This window comes from Bacillus sp. FSL K6-1005, assembly GCF_038000225.1.
Lineage (GTDB): Bacteria > Bacillota > Bacilli > Bacillales > Bacillaceae > Bacillus > Bacillus mojavensis.
Map to the genome: position 1 here is coordinate 68825 of NZ_JBBOBP010000002.1, position 23647 is coordinate 92471.

The 23647-nt window shown below is 44.8% G+C and carries 27 protein-coding genes; 3 read left to right on the forward strand and 24 right to left on the reverse strand.

Features of this window, described 5'->3' with window-relative positions; all coding sequences use genetic code 11:
* Positions 1-80: 80 nt before the first annotated feature.
* Together cls and NST16_RS20280 are read left to right on the forward strand one after the other, a co-directional pair.
* Positions 81-1529 (forward strand): cardiolipin synthase, encoded by a 1449-nt coding sequence (cls, locus tag NST16_RS20275; RefSeq protein ID WP_010332203.1) that lies wholly within the window; start codon positions 81-83, stop codon positions 1527-1529.
* Between the two features lie 288 nt (positions 1530-1817).
* Positions 1818-2207, forward strand: coding sequence for a DUF5362 family protein (locus NST16_RS20280; protein ID WP_168748956.1), 390 nt, complete (start codon positions 1818-1820; stop codon positions 2205-2207).
* A gap of 36 nt (positions 2208-2243) precedes the next feature.
* Here the strand turns inward: NST16_RS20280 and NST16_RS20285 are convergent, their stop codons facing one another.
* The 22 genes from NST16_RS20285 to NST16_RS20390 all read right to left on the reverse strand — a co-directional run bounded on the left by NST16_RS20285 (position 2244) and on the right by NST16_RS20390 (position 21105).
* Positions 2244-2885: an NAD(P)-dependent oxidoreductase gene (locus NST16_RS20285; RefSeq protein WP_229149836.1), complete on the reverse strand. Its 642-nt coding sequence runs from the start codon at positions 2883-2885 to the stop codon at positions 2244-2246.
* Between the two features lie 68 nt (positions 2886-2953).
* Positions 2954-3355 (reverse strand): Rrf2 family transcriptional regulator, encoded by a 402-nt coding sequence (locus NST16_RS20290; RefSeq protein WP_010332206.1) that lies wholly within the window; start codon positions 3353-3355, stop codon positions 2954-2956.
* A 133-nt stretch (positions 3356-3488) separates the two neighbouring features.
* Positions 3489-5198, reverse strand: a complete 1710-nt coding sequence (gene ureC, locus NST16_RS20295; protein WP_010332207.1) for an urease subunit alpha — start codon at positions 5196-5198, stop codon at positions 3489-3491.
* The gene (gene ureB / locus NST16_RS20300) at positions 5195-5569 is read right to left on the reverse strand and encodes an urease subunit beta (RefSeq protein WP_340888537.1); all 375 of its coding nucleotides are present in this window, start codon (positions 5567-5569) and stop codon (positions 5195-5197) included. The genes ureC and ureB overlap by 4 nt, the downstream gene beginning before the upstream one ends.
* Positions 5566-5883 (reverse strand): urease subunit gamma, encoded by a 318-nt coding sequence (gene ureA / locus NST16_RS20305; RefSeq protein ID WP_010332209.1) that lies wholly within the window; start codon positions 5881-5883, stop codon positions 5566-5568. Before ureA ends, ureB begins: the two co-directional genes overlap by 4 nt.
* Before the next feature lie 100 nt (positions 5884-5983).
* On the reverse strand, positions 5984-6685 hold the full coding sequence (gene urtE / locus NST16_RS20310; RefSeq protein WP_010332210.1) for an urea ABC transporter ATP-binding subunit UrtE: 702 nt from the start codon (positions 6683-6685) through the stop codon (positions 5984-5986).
* Complete coding sequence (urtD, locus tag NST16_RS20315) at positions 6682-7431, reverse strand: urea ABC transporter ATP-binding protein UrtD (protein WP_340888540.1); 750 nt, start codon at positions 7429-7431, stop codon at positions 6682-6684. The genes urtE and urtD overlap by 4 nt, the downstream gene beginning before the upstream one ends.
* The gene (gene urtC / locus NST16_RS20320; RefSeq protein WP_340888542.1) at positions 7406-8476 is read right to left on the reverse strand and encodes an urea ABC transporter permease subunit UrtC; all 1071 of its coding nucleotides are present in this window, start codon (positions 8474-8476) and stop codon (positions 7406-7408) included. Before urtC ends, urtD begins: the two co-directional genes overlap by 26 nt.
* 10 nt (positions 8477-8486) lie before the next feature.
* Entirely contained in the window at positions 8487-9389 is a 903-nt protein-coding gene (gene urtB, locus NST16_RS20325) for an urea ABC transporter permease subunit UrtB (RefSeq protein WP_340888544.1), read from the reverse strand.
* A 32-nt stretch (positions 9390-9421) separates the two neighbouring features.
* The gene (urtA, locus tag NST16_RS20330; protein WP_340888547.1) at positions 9422-10678 is read right to left on the reverse strand and encodes an urea ABC transporter substrate-binding protein; all 1257 of its coding nucleotides are present in this window, start codon (positions 10676-10678) and stop codon (positions 9422-9424) included.
* 199 nt (positions 10679-10877) lie between these two features.
* Entirely contained in the window at positions 10878-11066 is a 189-nt protein-coding gene (locus NST16_RS20335) for a CsbD family protein (protein WP_026014623.1), read from the reverse strand.
* A 73-nt stretch (positions 11067-11139) separates the two neighbouring features.
* Positions 11140-11619, reverse strand: coding sequence for a hypothetical protein (locus tag NST16_RS20340; RefSeq protein WP_010332216.1), 480 nt, complete (start codon positions 11617-11619; stop codon positions 11140-11142).
* 179 nt (positions 11620-11798) lie between these two features.
* On the reverse strand, positions 11799-12932 hold the full coding sequence (locus NST16_RS20345; protein WP_010332217.1) for a response regulator aspartate phosphatase: 1134 nt from the start codon (positions 12930-12932) through the stop codon (positions 11799-11801).
* 203 nt (positions 12933-13135) lie between these two features.
* The gene (gene moaA / locus NST16_RS20350; RefSeq protein WP_340888552.1) at positions 13136-14161 is read right to left on the reverse strand and encodes a GTP 3',8-cyclase MoaA; all 1026 of its coding nucleotides are present in this window, start codon (positions 14159-14161) and stop codon (positions 13136-13138) included.
* Positions 14162-14174: 13 nt separating this feature from the next.
* Complete coding sequence (fdhD, locus tag NST16_RS20355) at positions 14175-14963, reverse strand: formate dehydrogenase accessory sulfurtransferase FdhD (protein WP_340888555.1); 789 nt, start codon at positions 14961-14963, stop codon at positions 14175-14177.
* A gap of 100 nt (positions 14964-15063) precedes the next feature.
* Entirely contained in the window at positions 15064-15225 is a 162-nt protein-coding gene (locus tag NST16_RS20360; RefSeq protein ID WP_010332220.1) for a hypothetical protein, read from the reverse strand.
* Between the two features lie 90 nt (positions 15226-15315).
* A complete protein-coding gene (locus NST16_RS20365) occupies positions 15316-15990 on the reverse strand; it encodes a vWA domain-containing protein (RefSeq protein ID WP_010332221.1) in 675 nt (224 codons plus the stop codon).
* Positions 15991-16314: 324 nt separating this feature from the next.
* Positions 16315-16998, reverse strand: coding sequence for a vWA domain-containing protein (locus tag NST16_RS20370; protein ID WP_010332222.1), 684 nt, complete (start codon positions 16996-16998; stop codon positions 16315-16317).
* Between the two features lie 424 nt (positions 16999-17422).
* Positions 17423-18454 (reverse strand): stage II sporulation protein D, encoded by a 1032-nt coding sequence (spoIID, locus tag NST16_RS20375; RefSeq protein WP_010332223.1) that lies wholly within the window; start codon positions 18452-18454, stop codon positions 17423-17425.
* 193 nt (positions 18455-18647) lie between these two features.
* Positions 18648-19958 (reverse strand): UDP-N-acetylglucosamine 1-carboxyvinyltransferase, encoded by a 1311-nt coding sequence (gene murA / locus NST16_RS20380; RefSeq protein WP_010332224.1) that lies wholly within the window; start codon positions 19956-19958, stop codon positions 18648-18650.
* Positions 19959-19991: 33 nt separating this feature from the next.
* Complete coding sequence (locus tag NST16_RS20385; RefSeq protein WP_168748969.1) at positions 19992-20732, reverse strand: YwmB family TATA-box binding protein; 741 nt, start codon at positions 20730-20732, stop codon at positions 19992-19994.
* Positions 20733-20874: 142 nt separating this feature from the next.
* Positions 20875-21105 (reverse strand): DUF1146 family protein, encoded by a 231-nt coding sequence (locus NST16_RS20390; RefSeq protein ID WP_010332226.1) that lies wholly within the window; start codon positions 21103-21105, stop codon positions 20875-20877.
* Positions 21106-21282: 177 nt separating this feature from the next.
* On the opposite strand from NST16_RS20390, the gene NST16_RS20395 reads away from it, so the two are divergent.
* On the forward strand, positions 21283-21756 hold the full coding sequence (locus tag NST16_RS20395) for a hypothetical protein (protein WP_010332227.1): 474 nt from the start codon (positions 21283-21285) through the stop codon (positions 21754-21756).
* Between the two features lie 34 nt (positions 21757-21790).
* Here the strand turns inward: NST16_RS20395 and NST16_RS20400 are convergent, their stop codons facing one another.
* Together NST16_RS20400 and atpD are read right to left on the reverse strand one after the other, a co-directional pair.
* A complete protein-coding gene (locus NST16_RS20400; RefSeq protein ID WP_010332228.1) occupies positions 21791-22189 on the reverse strand; it encodes a F0F1 ATP synthase subunit epsilon in 399 nt (132 codons plus the stop codon).
* 23 nt (positions 22190-22212) lie between these two features.
* A complete protein-coding gene (gene atpD / locus NST16_RS20405) occupies positions 22213-23634 on the reverse strand; it encodes a F0F1 ATP synthase subunit beta (protein WP_010332229.1) in 1422 nt (473 codons plus the stop codon).
* Positions 23635-23647: the final 13 nt, after the last annotated feature.

The window sequence follows — 23647 nt, forward strand, 5'->3', positions numbered from 1 at the left end:
GTAATGGGAATCAGATTGCTGTTATTCATGGAATACTAATGGCAATCTTCTTGATAAATATGAATTAGCGGGGTTACAAAGTGAGTATTTCTTCCATCCTTTTATCACTTTTTTTCATTTTGAATATTCTTTTGGCCATCATTGTCATATTCAAAGAACGGCGCGATGCCAGTGCATCATGGGCTTGGCTGCTTGTTCTTTTCTTTATACCCGTTTTAGGCTTTATTTTATACCTATTATTCGGTCATAATCTCAGACGCAAGCATTTGTTTCAATGGGAGGATCGCAAGAAAATCGGAATCGAAAAGCTGCTGCAGCATCAGCTTGAAGAATTAGAAAACAGGCAATTTCAGTTCAACAACCGGGCAACCTTTGATAATAAGGATTTAATATACATGCTCATCATGAATAATCATGCTGTCTTTACAGAGGATAATTCAGTTGATGTCATTACAGACGGACGTGATAAGTTCCAGCGGCTTTTACATGACATATCAAAGGCAAAGGATCATATCCATCTACAATATTATATTTACAAAGGTGATGAATTAGGAAAAAAATTGCGGGACGCTCTCATTCAAAAAGCGAAAGAAGGTGTGCAGGTCAGGGTTTTGTATGATGAGCTCGGGTCCAGAACGCTACGCAAAAAGTTTTTTAAAAAACTGCGTGAGGCCGGCGGGCATGTGGAGGTCTTTTTCCCTTCAAAACTCAGGCCGATTAACCTTCGGCTGAATTACCGCAACCACCGAAAGCTCGTCATCATAGACGGCATAACCGGTTATGTCGGTGGGTTTAATGTCGGGGATGAATACCTCGGTCTCAATCCGAAGTTCGGCTATTGGCGCGATACCCATATTCGATTGCAGGGAACGGCCGTACACGCCATTCAGACACGATTCATCCTTGACTGGAACCAAGCTTCACATCATCATACACTCACCTATATTCCGAACCACTTTCCCGATTGCAGCCCAAAGGGAAATGTCGGGATGCAGATTGTTACGAGCGGGCCCGATTCCGAATGGGAACAAATTAAAAACGGCTACATCAAAATGATTTCAAACGCCAAACGTAGCATTTTGATACAAACACCTTACTTTATTCCGGACGCAAGCCTGCTGGATGCATTAAGGATTGCATGCCTGTCCGGCATTGATGTCAACATTATGATACCGAACAAGCCCGACCATGCCTTTGTATACTGGGCCACACTTTCGTATATCGGGGATCTTTTAAAAGCCGGAGCCACCGTCTATATATACGATAATGGCTTTATCCACGCGAAAACAATCGTTGTGGATGACGAAATTGCGTCAGTCGGTACAGCGAATATCGACGTCCGAAGCTTCAGGCTGAATTTTGAGGTTAATGCATTTATTTATGATATCAACATTGCCAAAAAACTGGTTTCTACATTTAAAGAAGATTTGCTCGTATCGAGAAAATACACCTACGAGGAATATCAGCAGCGATCATTATGGATCCGCATTAAGGAATCCGTATCACGGCTGCTGTCGCCGATTTTATAAGATGTGCCAATCCCCCGGCCTTTATGGCCGGGGTTTTTCAGCATGGCATCATCACGCATCCCGTAAAAACGCGCGTGACCTATCCCATATAGCGTGCAATCTTAATAAAAAACATTAATATGATCATGTAATTTATCAAGAGCGGCTTGCACCTCCGGATCGTCAGGCCAAGCTCCATTCACGCCGCTTCAAAATCAAATTCACTATTTTTATTTCTTTATACAAAACTTCTCACAAATAGTGTATAAAAGAAAAGTGAGTATTTTTTTGTAAAGGGGACCCGTGTCAATGAATCCGGAAACGGTCAACAAAACCCTCATCAGTATTTCAAAATGGGGAAAAGCAACAGGCATTTTATTTATTATTATGGGCGCTTTTACTGCGCTTTCAGGCGCGTTCTTTTTTCTTATCGGCGCAGTGCCCGGAGTACTGCAAATCATTTCTGGCATCTTTTTGATGCGGTCAGCAAAAGAAGCAGGCTTAATGGCTGAAAAGCATAGCGGGCAATCTGAAGATTTAATGCTGGAGAACTATGCGAAATTTGTAAAGATGCAAGGGATTTATTTAATTGTGAGCATCGCTGTATCGATCCTGGCGATCATCGCATTCTTCATCTTTCTAATGCTTGGAATCGCTGACGGCATATTCAACGATTATGATACGTACAGCAGCTATTAAGTAAAAAACCCGGAGCTTCCTCCGGGTTTTTTCTTGTTATTCCGCTTCGCTTACTACTGTGAAGCGTTCATTTTTGTGTGACGGATGTTCAAGCTCATCCAAAACAGCAATCGCATAATCGGCATAGCTGATATAACTGTCGCCTTTTGCGTTTACGATCACATTGTCTTTTCCTTTTTGGTAAGATCCCGTCCGCTTTCCTGCCGCATCAAAAAACGCCGCCGGGCTGAGGAATGTCCAGGAAATAGAGTCTGCCTTTTGCAGGTCTTTCAGGTTCTCTCCTTGATTTGATGCAGTCGGAAGATATTCTTTCGGGAATTCCGGTGTATCCATTAAACGTGTTGTTTTGGCTTCATCAACGAACAGGCTTCCCGCTCCGCCGACGACAAACAATCTTGTATGTTTTGCATCCTTTAGCAGGTTGATTAATGTTCTGCCTGCTTCAACATGAAGATGTTCCTGGCCAGGCGCAGCTCCAAAAGCGTTCACGAGTGCATCGAAAGGCTTGAGATCTTCCGCTGTCAGTTCAAAAACATCTTTCTCCAAAATCGCTGTGTCCTGCTCTTGCACTTTAGATGCATTTCGGACAATGGCTGTTACCTCATGGCCTCTTTCCTTCGCTTCTTTCAAAATCAGACTTCCCGCTTTTCCGCTTGCACCGATAATTCCTATTTTCATTTTTTGATTTCCTCCTTATTTGTAACAATTTTAGTTACATGTTGACGGTGAGAAGTCATCTCTTTTGATCAAAAGAGATGATTCATTACATCTTTTAATGACTTGCTTGCCAGCTCATTTTCCATCGCTTTTTGCACACTTTCAAATGTCTCATCCAGTGCGCACTGAATTTTTTTGCCTACCGGACACTTCGGGTTCGGGTTTTCATGAACCGCAAATAGTTCCTCTTGGTTTTGAACAGCCCGATATACTTCTAAAAGAGAAATATCAGCTGGATCTTTTGTGAGGCTCGCGCCCGGCACCCCGGCGCGTGATGTGAGAATATCGCCCTTTTTCAGCAGGCTGATCATTCTTCTTACAACAACCGGATTGGTGTTGACACTGTCAGCGATAATGTCCGAAGACGCTTTTTCATCCATCGAAATGAGCGATAAAATATGAATGGCAACAGCAAGACGGCTGTTAATCATGTTTTTTCACCACCGTTGTAACTATAATAGTTACATTTAATTCGTTTGTCAACATATAATATACACTAAATTTGCGCTTCTTGGACATCCGTTTAGTCAATAAAACGGCCGGATGCACTCCGGCCGTGTCTTGTCAGAATAAAAAATATCGTTGTCCCAGCGGAACATAATCGACAGGCTGGCAGGATAATTCTTCTCCGTCAGCAAAGACCTGATACGTTTTCGGATCGACTTCAATCTTCGGCAAAGCAGCGTTTAATTTCATATCCAGCTTGCTCAGCTTGCGGATGTTTTTCACAGGAGAAATTCTTTTTTCCAGCCCTAACCTTTCCGCCACGCCCCTTTCAATGCCCGCCTGGGACATAAACGTAATGGAGGTTGAGCGGTTGGCTTTACCATACGAAGCATACATTTGGCGCATGAACACAGGCTCCGGAGTCGGGATAGACGCGTTTGGATCCCCCATTTGCGCGCGTGCTATCATGCCGCCCTTTAAGACCAATTCCGGTTTCACGCCAAAAAATACAGGATCCCACAGGACAAGGTCAGCGAGCTTTCCTTTTTCTACAGAACCGACTTCATGGCTGAGGCCGTGAGTAATTGCAGGGTTAATCGTATATTTGGCAATGTAGCGTTTCGCACGTACGTTATCGTTTCCGTTTTCTCCAGTGAGAGCGCCGCGCTGTTTTTTCATTTTGTCAGCCACCTGCCAAGTGCGGATAATGACTTCGCCCACCCGCCCCATCGCTTGGGAATCCGATGACGTCATGCTGATCGCACCAATATCATGAAGAATGTCCTCTGCCGCAATTGTTGCAGCCCTGATTCTGGAATGGCTGAACGCCACGTCCTCGGGCACCTTCGCGTCTAAATGATGACAGACCATCATCATGTCAAGGTGCTCATCCATCGTATTGACGGTGTAAGGGATTGTCGGCGTTGTGGATGACGGCAGAATGTTCGCATAAGAGGCGAGCTTCATAATATCCGGGGCATGGCCTCCGCCTGCTCCTTCAATGTGATAGGTATGAATCACCCGCTCCCCAATTGCATCAAGCGTGTTTTCCAGAAAGCCCGCTTCATTGATTGTATCCGTATGGATTGCGACTTGAATATCGGCTTCCTCAACAACTTCCATACACGTTTTGATAGCGCTTGGCGTCGTGCCCCAGTCTTCATGAAGCTTCAGGCCGATGGCGCCGGCTTCCACCTGTTCGATCAGCGGCGCTTTATCGGATGCGTTCCCTTTTCCCAAGAAGCCGACATTGATCGGAAATTCCTCGGCCGCTTCCAGCATCCTTGCCATATACCATGCACCTGATGTACATGTCGTCGCTTTGCTTCCTGTAGCGGGTCCCGTTCCGCCTCCAAGAAGAGTCGTCACTCCTGAGGAAAGTGCAACTTCCATCTGCTGAGGACAAATAAAGTGGATGTGCGTATCCACTCCTCCAGCCGTTAAAATTTTGCCTTCCCCGGAAATCACCTCTGTACCCGCACCGATGACCATATGCGGATCGACTCCATCCATGATATCTGGGTTGCCGCTTTTTCCGACACCCACGATCCGGCCGTCCTTTACACCGACATCCGCTTTGACAATGCCTGTGTAATCCAATAACACGACGTTGGTGATCACCAAATCCAAAGCGCCGTCTTTTCCTGTGATGCTGCCGTTTTGGCCCATGCCGTCACGAATCGTTTTTCCGCCTCCAAAGATCATTTCTTCACCATATACAGTGAAGTCCTTTTCGACTTCGATCCATAAGTCCGTATCGCCCAATCTAATTTTATCGCCCGTTGTCGGACCAAAAAGCTCCGCGTATTGCTCCCGTGACATTTTCATCGAATGACACCTTCCATCCAGCCGGCTTTCTTTAAGTTGGCTAACGTTTTTTCTTTGCCGCGTTCATCGATATACGTATCGGCCATTCCGTTCAGTCCTCTTACTGTTTTTCGCCCTCTGAATTCAACAAGCGTGACCGTTTTCTCCTCACCTGGCTCAAAACGGACCGATGTGCCTGACGGAATGTCGATACGCATGCCGATGGCTTGTTCGCGGTCAAACGATAGCGCACCATTGGCTTCCGCAAAATGAAAATGGGAACCGACCTGAACGGAACGTGATCCGGTGTTTTTCACCGCTATCTCCCGTGTCTGGCGGCCTTCGTTAATCGTGATGGTTCCATCAGCAATCTGAAATGCTCCCGGCTTCATGACTTCACCTCCGCAGAAATCGGATGATGCACTGTGACAAGCTTCACTCCGTCAGGGAATGTAGCTTCCACCTGAATGCTGTCCAGCATCTCAGGCACGCCCTCCATGACATCTTTTTCAGTCAATACATGGCGGCCGGCTTCCATCAGCTCCGCCACTCCCTTACCATCGCGCGCGCCTTCCATGATAAAACAGGTGAGATAAGCGGCAGCCTCGGGATAATTGAGCAGAACGCCGCGCGCCTTTCGCTGCTTGGCTAATTCTCCCGCTGCAAAAATGAGCAATTTCTCTTGTTCAACAGGTGTCAGTTTCATCTTAGGTCCTCCTTATTATCGTCATTCTAAAGCGGATTGCGTTACATGAATCTCCGGAACGATGCAGGCGGGCCATCACCTCCCTTTTACAGGATGCTGATCAAACAGTGAGATGCCTTTCAAAACGGCGAGCCGTTTCTTCGTCAGCCTTTCCGTGAGCGACGACCGTTCCCCTGTCCATAACATAAAGATAGTCAGCGCACGTTAAGGCGTTCTCTAAGCTGTGTTCCACCAAAACAACTGCAGTCTCTTCTTTTCTGGAAATTTCTATGATAACTTTTTGAATCAATTCCACGATTGAGGGCTGAATTCCTTCCATTGGTTCATCTAGTAAAATCATTTTCGGATTACCCATCAGCGCTCTGGCAATCGCAAGCTGCTGCTGCTGTCCTCCGCTCAAATCGCCGCCTTTACGGTCGAGCATGTCCTTCAAAACAGGAAACCACTGAAAAATCTCCTCCTTGATCTGCCCTCTCCGCTCCTTCTTAGGAAGCGGTTCTTCTCCGAGCAAAAGATTGTCGCGAACGGTTAAAGCGGGAAAGATGTCTCTCCCCTGCGGCACGTACGCTATTCCTGCTCTTGCCCGTTTTTCCGTCTTTTCGTTTTGAACAAACGTTTGATGAAAACGAATTTGTCCCTGTTTGGCCGGGATCAGGCCGATGATCGTCTTTAGCAAAGTGGATTTCCCAACTCCGTTTCGGCCTAATACAGCGACGATCTGCCCAGGGCGGACTTCCATGCTGAGGTTATGCAAAACCATGGATTGATCGTAACCGGATGTCACATTACTAACCGCTATCATGACGCCCCGCTCCTTCCTAAATACACTGCTGCGACCTCTTCATTGCTTGTAATCTCATCCATCGATCCTTCACAAAGCACTTTTCCTTCATGCATCACCGTCACTTTTCTGGAAAACGAGCGGACAAAATCCATATCGTGCTCCACAATTAAAACGGAACACGTTTTGGCAATTTCCTCAAGGAGAGACCCGGTTTTATCCCGCTCTTTTCCCGTCATTCCGGCGATCGGTTCATCCAGCAGCAAAAGCTTCGGCTCCATGGCGAGCTGCATGCCGATTTCGAGCCATTGTTTCTGTCCGTGTGACAGGCTGCCGGCTTTTATGTCCCGCTTTCCTTCTAAACCGATTAGCTTCAGGATGTCTGTCACCCTGTCACGCTGTTCTCTTGTCATACGCGCCACCAGCAGGGAGAGAATCGTTTTTTTCTGCTTCATGGCAAGCTCGATATTTTCAAACACGGTCAGCTGCGAAAAGACACTCGGAGCCTGAAACTTTCTGGCGACGCCCATTTTGGCGATCTGATATTCCGGAACCTTTGTCAGTTCTGCCGTTTCTTGAAAAACAACCTCACCCGACTGCGGCTTTGTTTTCCCGCAAATAATATCCAGCATGGTTGTTTTCCCGGCGCCATTCGGCCCAATCAAAAAGTGAATATCACGTTCCTGCACACTGATATCCGCCCCCTGCAGCGCCCAAAACCCATCAAACTGAACCTTCACGTCACGGCAGATAAGTATCGGTTTCATATGCATCCGCTCCTTTCTTTTTCGAGAAAGAAAGCCGGGTTCCAAGCTTCTCAAACAGTCCGACAATCCCTTTTGGCAAATAAAGCACGACGATCATAAACAGCGCACCGAGGAAATACAGCCAAATGTCAGGATAATATTCGCTTAAATAGCTTTTCATGCCGTTTGTTAACAGCGCGCCCAGCACAGCTCCGAAAATAGAGTGCCTGCCGCCGATCGCCACCCACAGCACCATTTCCACTGAAGGGATGATGCCCATCATTTCCGGCGAGATCATCCCGTCCTGAAGCACAAACAGCATCCCGGCAATTCCCGCCATCGCAGCGGACACACAGTAAATAAACACTTTAAAAACAGTGGAATGATAACCAAAAAAACGCACCCTGTTTTCTCCTTCGCGAACCGCCTGCAAAAGCCGGCCAAAGCGGCTTCTCGTAAGAAACAAAGCGATTACAACAGTAAGGCCGAGAAAAAAGACTGTGGTAAAATACAGGATCCGCTTCAACGCAGGATCAGCCAAAGAATATTGAAAAATCGTATAGAAGTTGGTAAGTCCATTGGTACCGCCGGTGATTTCTTGGCTGCCGATGAACAGTGTGACCACCACAACGACGACTGCCTGTGATATCAATGAAAAATAAACTCCCTTTATATTGTTGCGGAACGTAAAATAGCCGAGCAAAAACGCCAGTAGCACAGGCACAGCCACAGCCGCCGCAATTGCAGCAAAAGGATGCCTGAACAAAGCCCAGATCCACGGCAGTTCGCTGACTCCCGTCCACTCCATAAAATCAGGAATACCGGATGGTGAGGCTTCTATTTTTAAATACATCGCCATGCAGTAGGCGCCCAATCCGAAAAAGACGCCGTGCCCCAAGCTCAAAATGCCTGTATATCCCCAAATGAGGCAAATGCCGACCGCTACAATCGCAAAGCATAAAAACTTCGCCAACAGCCCCAATCGAAACTCCTGAAGAAAGAACGGAGCGGCGATAAAAAGGGCAAACATCACAAGATACGGACTGAATTGCGAAAACTGCTTCATCCGGCACCCCCTAATCAAGTAATCTCGTTCTGACGCTTGCGAGACCCGAAGGCCGCCATTGCAGAAAGAGAATAATAAACGCAAACACCACAACCTTGGCTATGGTGGCGCTTGCCGAATACTCCACAAATGTACTGAGTAATCCCACCAGCACAGCCCCAATAATCGTCCCTTTTAATTTTCCGATACCTCCTAAAATGACAATCATAAAAGCATCGACCAGATAGGACGAACCGAGAGTAGGCCCGATTGACCCCAGCAATGTGAGTGAGCTCCCCGCAATACCGGCCAGCCCGCTTCCGAGCGCGAAAGCCAATGTATCTGTTTTTCTCACAGATACACCAAGACAATATGCCATGCTCCGATTCAGCGTAACAGCCTGCATCCGCCGTCCCGCAGAGGTTTTAAACAAATAGAATCCGAGCAGCGCCAGTGTAAAAAGAACGAGCGCCAAAATAAACAGCCTTTTATACGGAAAGGTAACGGAAAACAGTGTTACTCCTCCCGTCAGCCATTCAGGAGACTTGACGGCCACATTTGGTGCGCCAAAAATCGATCTGGCCGCCTGCTGCAGGATCAAGCTTACCCCCCATGTTGCCAAAAGGCTGTCGAGCGGACGGTCATACAACCGCCTGACAATCACCTTTTCAATAACAATTCCAATAAACGCCGCAACCGCAAATGCCATGATGATAGCAATTAAAAAATAGTAAGAAAACATAGAAGCCGGCAAATAGCTTAAAAACAGCTGCTGAACGACATATGTCGTATATGCCCCCGCCATTATCAGCTCACCGTGCGCCATATTGATAATGTTCATCAAACCGAATGTAACGGCCAATCCAATCGCAATGAGAATCAAAATAGAACCGAGACTGATTCCGTTAAACAATTGCGTTACGATGACAGACATTTTCCGCCTCCTCTCCCGCAAACGGCTTTGATTTATTTAGATAACCCCTTTGCCCAGTCGTACGTTTTTAAATACGGATCAGGTTTTACCGGATCACCTGAGTTCCATACTTCTTTAAACTGTCCATCCCCCGTGATTTGCCCGATTCTAACTGTTTTGTAAAGATGCTGTGTATCCCCATCGATTTTCACCGTGCCGCCCGGGGCCTTGAATGCAATCCCGTCAGCCGCTTTCTTCACTTTATCGATATCAAAGGACTTGGCTTTTTCAACAGCCGCTGCCCAGAGATACACCGCATTATAACCGGCTTCAATCGGATCGCTCGTCACCCGGCTATCGCCGTTCATCTTTTTATAATGCTTCACGAATGTCTGATTTTCGTTTGTATTGGTTGTCTGGAAGTAATTCCACACCGCATAATGCCCTTTTAGCACATCAGGACCGATCCCCCGAATTTCTTCCTCTGCGACACTCGCCGACATGACAGGAATTTCATCAGCTGTCACACCCGCATCTATCAGCTGCTTAAAAAATGCCACATTGCTGTCGCCGTTTAATGTGTTAAAAATAACATCCGGCTGCTTTTCATTAATTTTGCTGACCAGCGTACTGTAATTCGTGTGGCCGAGCGGCGTATACTCTTCACCGACAATTTCTCCCCCAGCGGCTTTCACTTGCGCTTTAATGATTTTATTGGCTGTTCTCGGAAACACATAATCAGAGCCGATCAGAAAGAATGTCTTGCCTTTATTCTTCAGCAGCCAATCGACAGCCGGCACGATTTGCTGATTTGTCGTTGCTCCGGTATAAAAAATATTTGGTGATGACTCCATGCCTTCGTATTGCACCGGATAGAACAGCAGCCCGTTATTTTGCTCCACAACCGGGAGCATCGCTTTGCGGCTCGCTGATGTCCATCCTCCGAAAACAGCCGCCGCTTTGTCCTGCTGAAGCAGTTTTCTCATTTTTTCGGCATATGTAGGCCAGTCAGAAGCCCCGTCCTCCACGACAGGTTCAAGCTTTTTGCCGAGAACGCCGCCTTTTTGGTTGATTTCATGAATAGCCAGCAGCTCTGCATCATGAACGGATACCTCGCTGATTGCCATTGTCCCGCTTAATGAGTGAAGTATCCCAATCTTCACTGCATCCCCGCTTGTGTCAATATCAACTGTTTTTTTCGCCTCCACGCTGGCTTCCGACACTTTTTTCGGCGCCGTACATCCCGTGATCAGAATCGTGATAAGAACCATCAGAAAGAAAGCCTGTATTCTAACCCCTTTGCTTTTCATTCACAACCTCCTTTGTCTGATTGAGTCAACCGATGTTATAAAAGTTAACAACTTATGTCATTTATTATATAGAACAGATGCATTACTTTAAAGAATATTTAAAAAATTTAGATACTTTAACCAAATCGATTGTCTTTTTTGTCATATTTATTCACATAAAAAAAGGCAAGAAACATTGTTTCTTGCCTTGCCGCTCTGATTAATTTTTATCTGTGAATGTATCCTTTGCTTTACCGATATCTTTTTGGACCTCGCCTTTTGCCTTATCTTTTTTGCCTTCAGCCTTCATATCCGTTTTGTCGGTCATATCTCCAACTTTATCCTTCACTTCTCCCTTGGCTTTATTTAAGCCGCCTTTCATTTTATCTTTTACACTATCGTTACCCATGTGTAATTCTCTCCCTTCATTTATGTGTGTACTTGTTACCTTCCCGATCTGAGCAGCGGTAAACATTTGAATATTATTTATCGATTTCATAACGCTCTCCGTAACGGAGCACCTTGTAGAGCGCCAGCCCGTCAGATGATTTATTTTCTGAGTAACGGACCGGCAGCAGGGCAAAAAACACATAATACGTAGAAAAGTAGACAAACTGATAAAAAAACACATTTGGCTTCAATACACTGTGTATAATGAGCAAATTCACTGCGAAAATGGTGATTAAGTTAAACAGGCAGCCTCCGGCATAAACAAGTGCGTGTGTGAATCGGTTGTCGATCTTCAGTTCGCCGTACCGACAAAACGAATCCATAAAATAAATGGTTCTGACCTGTATCGGCCCGATCCTGAACAGTTTTTTGCCCATCCCGATATCCAATGAACCCTTCCCGCCAAAAACAAAAGCCATAAAGCTGTGCCCGGCAACATGTATAATAGATACAAGCGGCAGAACGATGAGGAAAGACCACAGAAACTTCACCATATCATCAAATCCAAACATTGAATTCCCCCTCACGCTTGTCATAAACAACGCCATTTCCCATTTCACAAAATCGCGGCTAACCATCCGTTTGTGTTCCAAAACAGTATGTAGCGATTTTTCCTGTTCTCCACGGAAATAAACGTCCCGATGCTCCCCTTTTTTTGTATATAAAAAAACCATCTGGCTTCAGATGGTTTTTACACTTGATATAAACAGTCTTCCTTCTGGATCAGCGCTCTCATGCTGACCGCTTTTTCATAGAAAAACACCGCATCTTTATAGTTTTCGTGAAGGCTCGAATATGCAGCTGCATCCAGAGCAAATTCCTCAATATACACATACAGGGACTTGGCCTCCATATAATCAAAAACCTCTTGAATCATACCCATGTTAACGGATTCCACATATAGAGCCTGCAGAAATTTATATTTTTCCAGACTAAAGCTGTCGTTTCGTTTTCGGGCGATGGCAATCCCTTTTTCATAATAATGCATAGCCGCTTGTTCAGCTTGTTTTTTGAAGAGAACACGCGTTAAGCTGAACAGCGCTTTCGGGAGCTGCTCCAGCTGATGTTCCTCAAAGACGGGCAGCGCTTTTTCAAAGTAGGCAGCCGCCTGATCCAGCTCTCCTTTTTCATCATAACAGTTCCCCATGTTGTAGAGGGCTGATCCGATCAAGCGGGGCTGTCCTTCCAATAAAGCCAAACGATAAGCGTCATCGAGATGCTCAAGTGCTTTTTCATAATTTCTGTAGTCTATATAGTTTCCCGAAATGACAAAGTGGCATTGAATTCTTCTCACCCTGTAAAAATCATGAGCCTTGTAGGTCTCAAGCGCCTGTATCGCATGATTCATAGAAAAGTGGGTCTGCTTCATAATATAAAATACTTCCGCTACTTTAAAATGAAATTCCGCTCTTTCAATATCATCCTCTACATACGCAAGCATTTTCTCAGCTTTTCGATAGAAAGATATGGCTGAGATGTAATTGTTCTGTTCAAATTCATACATCCCTCTGAATAAATGAAAATAATACTCAGATAATCCCGAGATGCTGTCCTTGCTGCTTTCCAGCCTCTCGATTAATTCACGATATTGGAGCTGAGATTCCTCGTGCAGGTCGGGCTTTACATAATCAAGCATAATTTGATGACGGTAGCTGATCAGCTGATAGTACAACAGAAGCAGCTGATCCTCTTCCATATGTTCTATATCATGATCAATCTCTTCCTTCAGCTGAACGGCATCAGCCACTTGAAATGCTAAAATGTGCTTATACCACTGATTGATTTTAACTCCTACTTGAGATGACGGGATCTCGTAAGCGGCCATGCCTCTCCAACCCTTTCTATGAACTAGTGGTTATATTTTATCATATTGTATGGCTTTGGAATTAAAATTCCTTCCAGTGATTCCTTCTTTTTGCCTATCCTTATATCTTTCGGTTTATGAACGGATTTTTTGCACTTTTTTGCGCATTACAGTTTTTGACACAAAAAAAGCTTACCGGACTTAGCCGATAAGCTTTTATCATATTAACCGCCGATATAAGACATTTCCACTTTCTTTTTCCCCGCTGTTTTTGAAAGCGTCCGGTCAACTGAATATTGGTCTATCCGATTCTGCCATACTGTGCCGATCATCTCTGTCAGCTCACCATCACTTAATCCCTGCCGTACCGGCGCTCTGAGGTCATATCCGCTTGAAGCGAATAGGCAAGTAAACAACTCACCGCGCGCAGACAGGCGGGCCCTGTTACACGAGCCGCAGAACGCATCAGATACAGAAGAAATCACACCGATTTCACCAGAGCCGTCCAAGTAGCGGAATCTTGAAGCAACTTCCCCTTTATAGTTAGGCTTAATCGGTTCAACCGGCATGTGTTCATTGATTACATCAATGATTTCCGCCTTTGTCATGACATCTTTCTTTTCCCATTGGTTGGTGTTACCGACGTCCATAAATTCGATGAATCTCAGGATATGCCCATTTTCTTTAAAATAGCGCGCCATAGGCAGTATATCTTTTTCATTGACGCCCCTTTGGACAACCATGTTGATTTTAACGCCGAGCCCCGCTTGTTTCGCCGCTTCAATGCCTTCAAGCACCTTACTGACAGAAACCCCTCGCCCGTTGATCAATTTAAAGCGTTCGTCCTCTAATGAATCGAGGCTGATGGTAACCCTTTTCAAGCCGGCTTCTTTGAGTTTCTCAGCATAAACAGGCAGCAGCGACCCGTTTGTCGTCATCGCAATATCACGGAGACCCGGAATGCGGGCCAGTTTTTTGATTAATTCAGGCATGTCTTTTCTCATGAGCGGTTCTCCACCGGTCAAGCGGATTTTTTCCACCCCAAACCTGGTGACAAACAGCGTCGCTAGCCGTTCCAATTCCTCAAATGAAAGCAGCTCTTCTTTCTTTAAAAAAGGATAATCCGGGCCGAATAATTCGGCTGGCATACAGTACGTGCATCGGAAGTTGCAGCGGTCTGTAACAGAAATGCGAAGATCTCTGAGCGGTCTGTTCCTTTTATCTAACATCTGGCGAGATTCTGTATTCATTGCGCAGCCCCTCCTATCGCCCAATTCTTTCGGGATGTGTATATACATTAAAAGATCCGTTTCTCACAAAACCGATCGCTGTGATATTTAATTCTTCTGCCATTTGAATCGCAAGCTCTGTCGGAGCCGATTTTGAAATCACAATCGACACGCCGATTTTTGCCGCTTTTAACAGCACTTCTGATGAGATTCTCCCGCTGAAGACAATCAGTTTATCGCGGACGGACATCCCATTCAGCAGACAATGTCCGTATAATTTATCAAGCGCGTTGTGACGGCCGATATCTGTGCGCATCAAAAGCACTTTCTCCGTATCGCAAAGCGCCGCGTTATGCACGCCTCCCGTCTCCTGAAACGTCCCGCTTTCTTTTTGCATATCCTTCATAAGCGCCAAACAAGTTTCAGGCGAAATCTTGATTTGACTGACAGCCGTCTTGGCGGTTTTGACATCCTGCTGAAAATAAAAATGGCGACCCTTTCCGCAGCACGAGCCGATCACCCGTTTCGTATATTCCTGTTGATCCAATGTCCCAGGATGAACAAGATCGACATACACAAAACCGAGACTTTCATCTATTGTAAACCTTTTAATCTCTTTTTGAAATCGAATAACGCCCTCAGATGCGAGAAATCCGATGACGAGCTCTTTGATATGCTCCGGCGTGCAAACGAGCGTGACAAACTCACTGCCGTTCACCATCACCGTCAACGGATATTCCGTCACCATCCGGTCGGTTTGCCTGCTCATTTCCCCTTGTTCATAACGCCATATCTCCCTGACCGCAGTTACTTTATCATTCAATGTCTCTTCCCCTCCGCAATGTTCCTGCCTTTATATTTTTTCACACTCCTCAGATTTTGTCGAATCCTGTTATAAAAAAAAGAGCCCATTCTAAAGGACTCTACGTTTGGTTATGCTGATTCTTTTTCAGGATCATAAACAGCACAAGAGCTGCGATCAAAGTGAGCATGCTGACAAAAAAGAAAGCTGCCAGTTTCAGAAAAACACCGAGCAATATGAAAACCACGGCCGCTATAAGAAATATCAATCCTAACAATCTCATGTTTTCAACCCCTTTTACCGGTATCATTCCCGCAGGCACTGTTTTTAAACCAATAGAAAAAGGCGCCTGGGGCAGCGCCTTTTCATTGGGTTAATCCGTAAATTTTTGTGCTTCTTTTTCCCAGGCCTGCTCGAATTCTTCCGCACTGTCTGCTGAAATATATTCTCCGCCTCCAGCAACAGCCGCCTGTTTCATTTCCGCGTTTCCTTTCACATCAAAGTTGAAGCCGATAATGTTTACAATCGTATCTACATTTGCTTCACGAAGCTTTTCAATTTCATCAGCAGGATTTCCGCCGCATGTTTCTTCGCCGTCAGTAATTAAATACACCACGTTTTTCCCGTCTGCATCAAACGCTTCAAATTCTTTTCTAGTATCAGAAAGCGCTTTGGCAATTGGCGTCCAGCCGGTCGGTTTGATGCCGCTTAATGAATGGTCAAAGAGCGTTCCTTCATATGGATGGAGGCCGTAAATCGTTTCTGTTGTGCTGCATGAAAGAGCCTTTCCGGAAAGTTTATTGTTTCCGGCATGTCCAAAGACACGAAGCATCAGATTTGTATCCTCAGGAAGCAGCTCGGCAAAAGACTTTACAGATTTTTTGGCAATGTCTATCTTTCGTTCTCCTCCTGTTTTTTGAACCATACTTCCGCTTCCATCAAACAGGACAGCTACATTCGTGTCGGCTTTTTTCTCAGCGGCAAAAGACGGGGACGCAATGGAGACAGTCAACAGTCCAATCATACTTGCAGTCAGTAATTTTTTCATGTTCAACTTCCTTTCTTTATCATATTTTCCAACGTCTTGTTGGATTCTTCTTAATGCTAGAATATGAAACCTCAAATTGATATAGGGCAAGCTGCCTTTTATCTCCCTTTTACTCTCTATTCAAAATCGCTGGGAACCTCAATAGTTTTTAGCCATTTCCACCCAAAAAATATAGAAAGAATGTGACACCGTTCATTCTTTTTTCTCCGTGATCAGGAGAGAAAAGCTGAAATCTGCTACTATGCTACAGGCGGGCAGCTGCTTACTTTTGAACGTTTTGTTAAAAACAAAAAAGAGGCTGACCTTTCAGCCTCTTCTTTTTTCTTATTTAGATAACATCAGAGATTGCTGAGTGAAAATTTTCTCAACATCTTTTTGAGTATAAGCAGGGAAGTATTCACCGCCGCCTACTTTCGCAATTGCGTTCAGCTGGCCTTTATACCCTTCTTTATAGTCAAATCCAATTACATTTACTGTGATGTTGTCTTTATGAAGTTCTCTTGCTGTTTTGATCGGGTTGCCGCCGCATGTTTCCTCACCGTCTGTTAGCAGATAAACGACTTTTTCTCCTTTTGCATCAAGCTGATCGAAAGAAGATTTCGCCTCGTTCAGCGCTTTTGCGATCGGTGTCCAGCCAGTCGGCCCGATTGTGTTAAGAGAATTGAGGAAGCTCTGTTCGTTAAAGCTTTGGAAGCCGTATACGTTGCGAATCGCTTCGCATGATTGAACTTTTCCGGAATTTTTATTGTTTCCTTCTGAACCAAACACACTCATTTTCACTTGAGTGTCTGCAGGCAGTGAGCTTGCAAACTTTGAAATTTCTTTTTTGGCTGAATTAAATTTAGATACACCGTCTATTCTTTTCGCCATGCTTCCGCTGGCATCAAGCAAAACCGCCACGCTTGCCGGAGCTTCAGCCTTCGGTTCTGTTTTTTCAGCAGCAAAAGCAGGTGACGTCAGTCCAAATAGCAATCCTGTCATCATGATCAGTGAAAATCTTTTTTTCATGTTCTTGCCCCTTTTCAAGTTTGTTTCTGCGTGCAGATGTTCAACGCTGAACATAACTAATCGTAATCGACAAAAACAGAGAAATAAATAGGGCGGGCTTCCCCATTGCCTCTGTTTACTTTTGCATAGAAATCTTTGTTTTTATTAGTGATTTCCGCCTAACAGCAGGATGAAAAATCATGATTGTCAGCCTTTCGCCTTTCGTTATATGAGTCTGTCGAAGTCAGTCGATCAATGTGGATTTCTTTACCACAAGCTCAGTGCCAGCAAATATGAAAAAGGAACTGATTCCCTCATCCTCATATAGACTATAAAATACGTAGAAGGCCTTTAGGCGGTCTTTAGCTGCTTTTAAATAAAAATGGGCATAGGAACAGAATATGCGCTTATAAACGGCAAAAAAGACGCTTTATGAAGCGTCCTTTTATTTCTTCGCCATATATTTATTCAAAAACGAATCAGCGGTTGAAATCTGTGTTCCTTGATAATAATACTTCACAATCTCATCAACTGTTTTACCCTCTTTGGCCATAAAATTAGCTCCATACTGGCTCATTCCCACACCGTGACCAAAGCCTTTCGTGGTAATGGTAATGGTGTCTCCATTTCGTTTCCATTCAAAATCAGCTGAATTGAGGCCAAGCTTTTCGCGTATGTCCCTTCCTTTCAGCTTCTTGCCGTTAATGACGGCTGTTGCCACCTGATGGCCCGGTGTTTCTCCGGTGATCTCTCCGACAGTATTTGACCCATTCAGCTGGACGCCAAGCTTTTGTTCAAATTGTGCCACTGTAAAGGTTCTGGTGGCCTTATACTTCGGAGATTTTTTATCCCAAGAGCTTTTGACGCTTTTTAAATAAGGAATGGCACTTGTCCAATATGCTTCCGCATTTTCTGTATAACCGTTGCTTGTGGAGAAAAAGGAGGCTTCAATCGGCTGGTTGTTATACGTTAAGATTTTGCCTTGCGTACTGGCAACCGCATCTGTGATTCTTTTCAGCTTTGCTTCATAATCCGCGCCCCACTGTTTCTTCAGCTCCGGTTTGCTTTTGTACACCTGGAACATCTGAGTATCATCGACCAGCGAGCCTTTAGGGGCCTCTACTGCGGAATTTGAGACCATCAGCCTGACAATAAACGTTCTTGCGGCGAGAGCCTGAGCCTTCAGCGCTTCAGGTTCAAAGGTAGCCGGCATTTCGGAGGCGACGACTCCGATGACATACTCTTCAAGCGGAATATCCTCTACGGATTGATTGGCGGTTCGATAGACTGGGATAGAAACAGGCGAAGCTTTCAATGTTTCCGCTCCTTTAGATTCTTGTATCGTGTTGACTGCTGTCTTTCCTGATTCTCCTCTGGCCCCCGCTTCCTTATTATGCTGAAACGGAATCACTAAGAGTGTGGGGACCAAGAGAATCAATGCACATAGTATGGATAGTGTGATTGCGAATTGTTTCATATTTAGCTGCCTCCTGCTCGGGATTCGACTCTAGTCTAGTCTATGGGCAGAGACAAGCTAATATGACTCTCCTTTTGGACAGAAACTTTATTTGTCATTTACGTATTCTTTTTTGCTATTTTGCGCATAATGATGATAATACACTAAAAATAAAAAACCAGTATGCCAGAATGACATACTGATTTTTAATCCTTTATGCGTTTAAGTCTGAAACTACTTCTTTGCTCTCTTGCTCAGAAGCAGACTCATCGTTTACACGTTCGATGTCTGCGCCAAGACCGGCAAGCTTCTGATGGAAATCAACATAACCGCGGTCTAAGTGTTTCAGTTCAGTAACACGTGTATGACCTTCAGCCACTAACCCCGCAAGAATCAACGCTGCGCCTGCACGCAAGTCAGTAGCTGCAACTTCAGCTCCTTGAAGCTGTACAGGGCCGTTAATAATCACAGAACGTCCTTCAATCTTGATATCACCATTCATACGGCGGAATTCTTCCGCGTGCATAAAACGGTTTTCAAAAACAGTTTCTGTAATCATGCTTGTGCCGCTTGCACGAAGCAGAAGCGCCATCATTTGTGACTGCATATCAGTCGGGAATCCCGGATGAGGCATTGTTTTAATGTCAATCGGTTTCAATTCTTTCGGACCGATTACACGAAGGCCTTCTCCTTCATCCTTAATCGTAACACCCATTTCTTCCATTTTTGCGATTAAAGAAGTGAGATGTTCAGGTACTGCTCCTTTAACTAAAACATTTCCTTCAGTGATTGCAGCGGCAACCATAAATGTGCCCGCTTCAATACGGTCAGGTATAATATGGTGTCTTACGCCGTGAAGCTTATCGACTCCTTCAATTTTGATGGTGCCGGTGCCCGCTCCGCGGATTTTTCCGCCCATGCCGTTGATATAGTTTGCTAAATCAACGATTTCAGGCTCTTTCGCCACGTTCTCAAGCGTTGTTGTTCCTTCAGCTAAAGCAGCTGCCATAATCAGGTTTTCTGTTGCTCCCACACTTGGGAAATCCAGATAGATCTTTGCGCCTTGCAGACGGCCTTTTACTTCAGCTTCAATGAAGCCATTACCGACTTTAATTTCTGCGCCCATTGCTTCAAAACCTTTTAAATGCTGGTCTATTGGTCTAGATCCAATTGCGCATCCGCCCGGAAGCGCTACTCTTGCATGACCTGTACGCGCTAGAAGCGGTCCCATGACAAGCACAGACGCACGCATTTTACGCACATATTCAAAAGGTGCTTCAGTTTGCAAAGCGTATGAAGCATCTACAGTGACTTCATTATTCTCAAAATGCACATCTGCTCCTAAATGACGCAACACTTCATTAATTGTATATACATCGGAGAGCGTAGGTACATCACAAATTACGCTTTTTTCTTCACTTGCTAATAAAGATGCAGCGATAACTGGTAAAACAGCATTTTTAGCGCCTTCAACTTTGACTGTGCCGTTTAACTTTTGACCGCCGCGGACGATGATTTTTTCCAAGGTATTCCCCTCCGCGTCCCTAAATTCTCTATATTAATATTCAGTCGTAACGATTGGTGTGCCAACCGTAACGATATGTTTTCCGCCCATTCCTGCACTTCTAAGTGCAATTTGCAAATTCATTTTATGTTTTGAGGTCATGATAGACTCTTTCCACTCATCTGTATACGCAGAAATAGAAACGAAACTTGGCTCGACTACATGTTCAACAGATCTTGCTTGAAATTCATTTAATAACTGATTTGCTTTTTTTTGCAAAACAATATTCATATTATCATCTAAGTGACCATTTAGACAAGTAAAAATAACTACTTTTTCTTGGAATATCCCGAGTGCCTGCCGTTCAAACTGTTCATATGTATCATTCCAGCTAATCGGTGTCTCAAGACTCATTTGCTCATATAATAAATACGAAGTTGGGTTGTGTTTTTTGAGGGTTGTGACAAGCTGCAGTTTAAAAGAAGTATGATTTTTTTTGTCAGTATACGTGCCAATGGCCTTTACTATTGAATCTTCCTGTGCAAGTGCCCAATTATATTGACGATACTCTGATTTTAAACGTTGCACTTTTTTATAAAATTCTTTTTCGTTCAGAGACATATTTTGTTTTGCATGCAATGTCCACTTATCAATTGACACATTCTGGCGTTCCATTCCCTGTGCAATTTGAGCTAATGGCGTTAACTCACTCGCATGAATCGTATGGAAAACAGCAATGACGAAGCTTAACACAACAGATACAATAATAGCATGGCTTACTTGTTTTTTCTTCATTATGATCTCTCCCCCTAATCTCCAGTTTTACCGGAGGCAAGGGGCGCCATACGTGGAAATCTTCGTCAAAACTCGCGTTATTCCAGGAAGCGTTTTAACCCGCTTCCCCAGCCATTCCCATGTTTTCGGCAATCAAAACCTATCAAAATAAATAGGGAAGCTGCTGTGAATAATTAAGGTAATCTAAAAAGAAGTTTCCGACAGTCGTTCCGATTGCAATGGTCAGCAAAATCATCAGGAGTCTTGCCTGCACGACTTTGCCTTTTCTGATTAACGGATCAATATTGACGGCTTGCAGCGCCCACCAAGTAACCGCGATAAAAATCAAGTGAACGATAATGCCAATTGCAGCCTGCTGTCCCAATACGCTCATCTATCCGCACTCCTTTCATCCATTCTCCGCTTTATACCCTTTCTTATTATATAAGAAGAAGAGATAAAGATGATACATTTTATACAGAACGGAATATTCATCCAAAACTAGGGCTAATCTCCGCTTAAACAGCGGCTCTTTTGCATGGTATACTTTTTTGGAAAGGAGCTGGCAATTATGAATCATTCTTTTTTTCAGCCTGAAAAGCAATATGGTGAGGACTTGCCTGTATTTGAGCAGGAATGGGAAGCAATTGCATTCTATTATGATTATAGACAGTCACAGATTGAAGAACTGAATGAATTGTGTCAGTTTTATAACATTTCTCTCACCCATACGAGAGAAAGCCTAGAAGAGCTTGAAAATCTTTATTTTCAAAGTATACAAGAGCTTTTGCTTGCTGATTGGAATCTTCCTATTGAAGAATTCGAGAAGATGATCAGTGTTTATCTTATAGATTGTGTGATTGCCCACCACGAAGATGCTGAATGGATCGTAAAGCCTTATCCGTATACAGACGGGGCTTATACAATGGGCTTTAGAAGAAACCGTAAATCATGGCATACCGTGAATTGCTGTGACCGGTTATACTTGCGTCAAAAAGAGAGTCAGCCGCTGCTGTCACTGTTTGATTCTCTTGTGCAGTCATAAAAAAAATCCTTCTCATGAAGAGAAGGATTTTTTATTATTTCCCTGCTACATCCAATCTGTTCAAAGCCCGCTGTAAAGCAAGCTCAGCCCGACGAATGTCAGTATCATCTGATTGAGAATTCAAACGCTCCTGCGCCCGCTGACGTGCAGCTTCAGCGCGCTCTTTATCGATGCCTTCCGCTGTCTCAGCAGTTTGGGCAAGGATGGTCACCTGATCAGGACGGACTTCTATAAATCCGCCGCTGACGGCAACCAATTCAGTCTGTCCGTCTTTTTTCAGACGAACAGCACCGATTTTAAGAGGAGCCACGGTTGGAATATGACCTGGCAAAATACCGAGATCGCCGCTTTCGGCTCTCACACTCACCATTTCGATATTCGCATCGTATACTGGGCCGTCGGGAGTAACGATATTGACTTGAACGGTCTTCATGCTTTTACCCTCCTAGGACCAGTTTAAACTTCTACACCCATTTCTTTTGCTTTCTCAATAACTTCTTCGATACGGCCTACAAGACGGAACGCATCTTCAGGAAGATGGTCGTATTTGCCGGCTAAGATTTCTTTGAAACCTTGAACCGTTTCTTTTACAGGCACGTAAGAACCTTTTTGGCCAGTGAACTGTTCAGCCACGTGGAAGTTTTGAGAAAGGAAGAACTGAATGCGGCGTGCGCGTTGAACGATAAGTTTATCTTCGTCACTCAATTCATCCATACCGAGAATCGCAATGATATCCTGAAGCTCTTTGTAACGCTGAAGCGTTGATTGAACTTCACGGGCAACCGCATAATGCTCTTCTCCGACAATTTCTGGAGCAAGGGCGCGTGATGTAGAAGCCAACGGATCAACCGCAGGGTAGATACCCATTTCAGTTAACTTACGCTCAAGGTTTGTTGTCGCATCCAAGTGAGCGAACGTCGTTGCCGGCGCCGGGTCAGTGTAGTCATCGGCAGGCACGTAGATCGCCTGGATAGATGTAACGGATCCAACGTTTGTAGACGTGATACGCTCTTGAAGCTGACCCATTTCAGTTGCAAGCGTCGGCTGATAACCAACCGCAGAAGGCATACGGCCGAGAAGGGCAGAAACCTCTGAACCCGCTTGTGTGAAACGGAAGATGTTATCGATGAAGAACAGTACGTCCTGTCCTTGCTCATCACGGAAATGCTCAGCCATTGTAAGACCTGTCAGTGCAACACGCATACGTGCGCCCGGCGGCTCGTTCATTTGTCCGAATACCATGGCTGTTTTGTTGATTACGCCTGAATCGCTCATCTCGTAGAAAAGGTCGTTCCCTTCACGAGTACGCTCTCCTACGCCGGCGAATACAGAGATACCGCCGTGCTCTTGCGCGATGTTGTTGATCAATTCCTGGATTAATACGGTTTTACCTACACCGGCACCGCCGAACAATCCGATCTTACCACCCTTGATGTATGGAGCAAGCAAGTCAACAACTTTAATTCCTGTTTCAAGGATTTCAACTTCTGTTGAAAGCTGATCAAATGAAGGAGCCTGTCTGTGAATCGGATCCTTCTTCGCATCCGCAGGAACCGGCTCATTTAAATCAATATTTTCTCCGAGTACGTTAAATACACGGCCGAGTGTCACATTACCAACCGGAACTGAAATTGGCGCTCCCGTATCGACAGCTTCCATTCCGCGCTGCACACCATCCGTAGATGCCATTGCGATTGTACGGACTGTGTCATCGCCTAAATGAAGAGCGACCTCAAGCGTCAAATCAATACCTACTTCGTTTTCACTTCCAGCCGGCTGTGAAATTTTAATCGCATTATATATTTCAGGTAAGTGACCATCTTCAAAACGTACGTCGACAACTGGCCCTAATACCTGGCTAACGCGTCCTTTCTTCATCGCTATCCCTCCT